The organism is Xanthomonas sp. SHU 308, assembly GCF_000364645.1.
Lineage (GTDB): Bacteria > Pseudomonadota > Gammaproteobacteria > Xanthomonadales > Xanthomonadaceae > Xanthomonas_A > Xanthomonas_A sontii.
Window position 1 is genome coordinate 1 of the sequence record NZ_AQOK01000138.1, and the last position, 5,666, is coordinate 5,666.

Genomic DNA, 5,666 nt, shown 5'->3' on the forward strand with positions numbered 1-5,666 from the left:
AGGCAGCGCCGAGCGCAACGCAGACGGCAGCGCCAGCCGCCAGGGCAGTGCCAGCGTCCAGCGCGCCGACGGCGCCAGCGCGAGCAGCAGTGGCAGCCTGGCCCGCGCCGCCGACGGCACGCTCAGCGGCAGCCGCCAGAGCAGCGTCGATGGCACGCAGGGCAGCTACCAGGGCAGCACCAGCGTGCAGGACGGCAGTGTCGTCCACACCGGCACCTGCACCGACGCCAGCGGCGCGGTGGTGCCGTGCCGGCCCTAAGCGAGGCGGCGGTGTCGGGGTCGTCCGGGGGCGCCAACGCCCGTGTTTGCGGCCGGCTTCACGACCCCGTCACGGCCGCGAACGGCCGCCGCGGCGGGACCGGAATCGGCTGTCGTCGGCAAACCGTTGCCAGGCTTAGGTTTTCGTAATTTCACCCATATTTAGCGTTGACGTCGCCGACCGACCCCACTATCTTGGGGTGGTCGGTTCCGGCGGCCCCAAGCCGCGGGATCAAAAGGGAAGCCGGTGCGGCGTGCCAACGCCAACTCCGGCGCTGCCCCGCAGCGGTAATTGGGAACGAACCCGTCATCCGCACTGAGGCGCCCGCCTTGGGAAGCGACGGGCTAGGAACCGGCCACGGCCGTTGCCCATCAGCCCGAAGACCTGCCGACAGCCGCGCGAAGCACACCGCGCGGCGCCGACCGCGCGCTCTCCGGGGGGAGAGGGTCGGTGCAGCGATGACCGCCCGCAGGCCCGGTGCCTGCGCCGTTTGCAGTCTTCGCGACACCGCCTGCCCACCTGCGAACCCGGTCGGACCGCTGCCTGCGAGGGTCGGGCGGCCGCGTGCACCACGCTTGGAGACCTTCATGAGCCAGACCCACAGCCTGCCGGCCACCGCGTCCGTCGACGCCGCCGTCGACCCCACGACCGCTGCCGCCACTGCCCAGCCGGAGCCGACGGCCAGCAGCGAGCCGAGCAACGACCAGCGCGCCGTGACCTGGATCGTCAAGGACGGCGGCAACCGCCGCATGGCCTTCGACCGCTCGCGCCTGCAGCGCACCCTGGACCGGATCCACGCCGAGTTCCCGCAGCTGGACGTGAGCGACTACGAGCGCAAGGCCTTCGCCTTCATCGAGAAGAAGGAAAGCCTGTCGGCCGACGACATGGTCGACTACCTGATCCGCGAGGCCGAGTCGCGCGTGGACATCGCCACGCCGGAGTGGGAGTACTTCGCCGCGCGCCTGTACCTGGACCGCCTGTACAAGCGCGCCAGCAAGAACCGTTTCTACGATGCCGGCGAGAAGTACGGCTCCTACGTCGGCCTGCAGGAAAGCCTGGCCGACCGCGGCGTGTACTCGATCGACATCCTCAAGAACTACTCCAAGGACGAACTGGCCGAAGCCGGCCGCATGATCGATCCGGAGCGCGACAAGCTGTTCGCCTACAACGGCCTGTACCTGCTGGCCACGCGTTACCTGGCCACCGACAACTCGCGCAAGGTCTACGAACTGCCGCAGGAGCGCTGGCTGACCATCGCCCTGTACCTGATGCAGGACGAGAAGCCGCGCGAGCGCCGCATGCAGCTGGTCGGCGAGGCCTACTGGGCGCTGTCCAACCTGTACATGACCGTGGCCACGCCGACCCTGGCCAACGCCGGCAAGATCGGCGGGCAGCTGTCGAGCTGCTTCATCGACACCGTCGACGACAGCCTGCAGGGCATCTACGACTCCAACACCGACGTGGCGCGCGTGTCCAAGCACGGCGGCGGCGTCGGCGCCTACCTGGGCTACGTGCGTTCCTCCGGTTCGGCGATCCGCGGCGTGAAGAACTCCAGCGGCGGCGTGGTGCCGTGGATCAAGCAGCTCAACAACACCGCCGTGTCGGTGGACCAGCTCGGCCAGCGCAAGGGCGCCATCGCCGTGTACCTGGACATCTGGCACCGCGACATCGAGGCGTTCCTGGACCTGCGCCTGAACAACGGCGACCAGCGCCTGCGCGCGCACGACGTGTTCACCGCGGTGTGCGTGCCGGACATCTTCATGGAAGCGGTGGAGCGCCGCGGCGAGTGGTACCTGTTCGACCCGCACGAGGTGAAGGAGGTCAAGGGCTGGTACCTGCAGGACTTCTTCGACGAGAAGCGCGGCGAAGGCAGCTTCCGCGCCCGCTACGAGGAAGTGGTGGCCGACGAGCGCATCGGCCGCAAGGTGGTCAAGGCCATCGACATGTTCAAGCGGATCATGGTCAGCCAGCTGGAGACCGGCAACCCGTTCATGTTCTATCGCGACGAAGTCAATCGCATGAACCCGAACAAGCACCAGGGCATGGTGTATTCCAGCAACCTGTGCACCGAGATCCTGCAGAACATGAGCCCGACGCGGGTCATCCAGGAGATGATCAGCGGCGACCAGATCGTCACCACCAAGCAGGCCGGCGACTTCGTCGTGTGCAACCTGTCCTCGGTGAACCTGGGCCGCGCGGTCACCGCGCAGCCGGACCTGCTGTCGCCGGACATCCTGGAGCGGCTGATCCGCGTCCAGGTGCGCATGCTCGACAACGTCATCGACCTCAACGAGCTGCCGGTGCCGCAGGCCACCATCACCAACCAGAAGTACCGCGCGATCGGTCTGGGCACCTTCGGCTGGCACCACCTGCTGGCGCAGAAGGGCATCGACTGGAATTCGCCGGACGCCGAGGCGTACAGCGATTCGCTGTACGAGCGCATCAACTACCTGACCATCCAGGCGAGCCTGGCGCTGGCCAAGGAGAAGGGCGCGTACAAGGTGTTCAAGGGCAGCGACTGGCAGAACGGCGAGTACTTCACCAAGCGCGGCTACGACAGCGCCGAATGGCAGGAACTGGCCGCGCAGGTGAGCGTGCACGGCGTGCGCAACGCCTGGATGGTGGCGGTGGCGCCGAACATGAGCACCGCGCAGATCGCCGGCTCCACCGCGTCGATCGACCCGATCTACAGCGCGTTCTACTACGAAGAGAAGAAGGACTTCCGCCGTCCGGTGGTGGCGCCGGGGCTGACCGTGGATACCTATCCGTACTACGAGAAGGGCGCCTACAAGGTCGACCAGTTCGCCAGCGTGCGCCAGAACGCGCGCCGCCAGCGCCACGTCGACCAGTCGATCAGCTTCAACTTCTACGTGCCCAGCGGCATCCGCGCCAGCACCCTGCTGGACCTGCACATGACCGCGTGGAAGGAAGGCCTGAAGACCACCTACTACGTGCGTTCCAACGACATCGACATCAGCGAGTGCGAGTGGTGCTCGAGCTGATCGCCGGCGTCTGACGCCCGCGCCGCGCGGCAGGCCGGTCCTGTCGCGCGCGTCCCGCATTCCCGCGCCGCCCGCCGGCGCCGTTCACCCGACTACCGAAGCACATCCATGGCCATCGCGCTCGACCGCATCAAGATCCTCGAACCGCTGCACCCCAACCGTTCCACCGGCATCATCAACGGCACCACCAGCGGCATCCTCAACTGGAACGACATCCCGTACCCGTCCTTCTACCGGGCGTACAAGGAGCTGTCGACCAACTTCTGGATCCCCGACGAAGTGGACATGAAGGGCGATGCCAAGCAGTACGGGGAGCTGTCGGCGCGCGAGAAGAACGCCTACGACTCGATCATCGGCCTGCTGGCCACGCTGGATTCGCCGCAGACGCGCTTCATCTACAACGTCGCCGAATACATCACCGACCCGGCCGCGCACGCCAACGCCGCGATCATCGGCCAGCAGGAAGTGATCCACAACGAGAGCTACTCGTACGTGCTCGCCTCGATCGCCGGCCTGGCCGACCAGAACCGCGTGTTCGAGATCGCGCGCACGCATCCGACCATCATCGCGCGCAACCAGCCGATCATGCAGGCCTACGACGACTTCATGCGCGAGAAGACCGCAGAGACCCTGCTGCGCTCGCTGATCCAGTCTTCGATCCTGGAAGGCATCAACTTCTATTCCGGCTTCGCGTATTTCTACAACCTGGTCCGGCAGAACCGCATGACCGGTACCGGCAAGATCATCAGCTTCATCAACCGCGACGAGCTGGCCCACACCAAGTTCATCAGCGAGCTGATCCGCGCCATCATCGGCGAGAACGCCGAGCTGCAGACCAACGAGCTGACCGACTACGTGCACCAGGCCTTCGAGCATGCGATCCGCCTGGAGACCGAGTGGTCCTCGGAAGTGCTCGACGGCATCGAGGGCATCGACGTGGACGAGATGATCCAGTACGTGAAGTACCGCGCCAACAAGATGTCCGGCATGCTCGGCATCGAGAAGCTGTACAGCGGCGCCAGCGACAACGTGATGCCGTGGATCAAGGCCTATGCCGACAACTTCACCGAGACCAAGACCGACTTCTTCGAGATGCGCAACGCCAGCTACAAGAAGACCAACTCGGACAACGGCTTCGACGATCTTTGAAGGGCCGGGATTGGGGATTAGGCATTCGGGATTGGTGAAGCACCGCCATCCTGCTCTGACGAATCCCGAATCCCCACTCCCGAATCCCCGCCCCATGCACATCCTGCTCGCCTACGCTTCGCTCAGCGGCAATACCCGCGACGTCGCCCGCCGCGTGCATGCGCAGTGCGAGGCGGCGGGGCATGAGGTGACCTGGATCCACACCGACCTGCAGACGCTGCAGGGTGCGCTCGGCGACGCCGCGCGTGCGGCGGACTTCGACCTGCATCTGCTCGGCAGTTGGAGCGACAACGCAGGGCGCACGCCGGCGGAGATGAAGCGCTACATCGCCGAGCTGGTCGAGGCGGCCGGCAAGACGATCGAAGTGGCGGCGTTCGGCACCGGCGAGACGCAGTGGGGGCTGGAGTACTACTGCGGTGCAGTCAAGCGCATCGCGCGCTTCTTCGACAGTGTTTATCCATTGCTGGAGATCGAGCAGATGCCGCACGGCGACCGCGACAACGCTGCCATCGACGCGTGGTGCGCGCACGTGCTGGCGTTGCGCGCGGCGCGCGCGTCGTTGGCAGGCGATGTGCCGGTGGCCGCTGCCGAGTCCGCTCCCGCGGGCGCGGCTGGCTTCGCTGCGAGGGTGTTGCCGTTGTCTGGCAGCGGCTGACGCCGTCGTCGTTCATCCGTTTCCTGGCATTGCCGGCGTCCCCATCGCACGCCGGGCTTCTTCCGACATCAGACAAGGTTTCGTTCCATGCTCACCACCATCACCGTTTCCAGTGCCGAACAGTTCGCCGATGCCCTCGCCGCGCATCCGCGCGTGCTGGCCGATTTCAACAAGGACAACTGCCCCGGCTGCCGCATGCTCGACAAGTCGCTGGAGCGTTTCGCCGAGGGCGAGAGCGCGCAGGGCTTGACCCTGCTCAAGGTGAAGATGGAAGACGTGGGCGAGGAGTTCTTCCGCGCGCAGGGCCTGCGCCAGACGCCGACGCTGATGCTGTTCCGCCAGGGCGAGGAAGTGGCGCGGGTGCCCGGTTTCGTGCCGCCGGCCAAGATCGACGAAGCGGTGCGCACGCACCTGGGCTGAGCGCTTGTGTTCCTCGTAGGAGTGGCTTTAGCCGCGACTGGCTTCACCGATAGAGCTTATCGCTGCTAAAGCTCACTCGTGCGGCTGCTTGTCCGATGCATAAATCTCAAGCAGCAGCAACAGCAAAGGCTTTCGCCCTTACGGGCGAGTTACTTTGATCAGCCTTCGGCTGCTGAGAAGC

General features: G+C 66.0%; 4 protein-coding genes, 1 pseudogene and 1 riboswitch. All 5 genes and pseudogenes read left to right on the forward strand.

The window, feature by feature from the left end:
* A pseudogene (locus tag D588_RS0105980) lies at positions 1–259 on the forward strand (hypothetical protein); the annotation flags it as partial.
* 187 nt (positions 260–446) lie between these two features.
* Positions 447–666, forward strand: a riboswitch (cobalamin riboswitch).
* A gap of 180 nt (positions 667–846) precedes the next feature.
* A complete protein-coding gene (locus D588_RS0105985; RefSeq protein ID WP_017908331.1) occupies positions 847–3,261 on the forward strand; it encodes a ribonucleoside-diphosphate reductase subunit alpha in 2,415 nt (804 codons plus the stop codon).
* Between the two features lie 108 nt (positions 3,262–3,369).
* Complete coding sequence (locus D588_RS0105990; protein WP_010340146.1) at positions 3,370–4,410, forward strand: ribonucleotide-diphosphate reductase subunit beta; 1,041 nt, start codon at positions 3,370–3,372, stop codon at positions 4,408–4,410.
* A gap of 94 nt (positions 4,411–4,504) precedes the next feature.
* Entirely contained in the window at positions 4,505–5,065 is a 561-nt protein-coding gene (locus D588_RS0105995; protein ID WP_017915337.1) for a flavodoxin, read from the forward strand.
* A gap of 87 nt (positions 5,066–5,152) precedes the next feature.
* Positions 5,153–5,485, forward strand: coding sequence for a thioredoxin family protein (locus D588_RS0106000; protein ID WP_017915338.1), 333 nt, complete (start codon positions 5,153–5,155; stop codon positions 5,483–5,485).
* Positions 5,486–5,666: the final 181 nt, after the last annotated feature.

What these genes read in the sequence shown, in the direction of transcription:
- D588_RS0105985 (WP_017908331.1), top strand. Translation starts at nt 847, where the DNA reads ATGAGCCAGACCCACAGCCTGCCGGCCACCGCGTCCGTCGACGCCGCC.
- D588_RS0105990 (WP_010340146.1), top strand. Translation starts at nt 3,370, where the DNA reads ATGGCCATCGCGCTCGACCGCATCAAGATCCTCGAACCGCTGCACCCC.
- D588_RS0105995 (WP_017915337.1), top strand. Translation starts at nt 4,505, where the DNA reads ATGCACATCCTGCTCGCCTACGCTTCGCTCAGCGGCAATACCCGCGAC.
- D588_RS0106000 (WP_017915338.1), top strand. Translation starts at nt 5,153, where the DNA reads ATGCTCACCACCATCACCGTTTCCAGTGCCGAACAGTTCGCCGATGCC.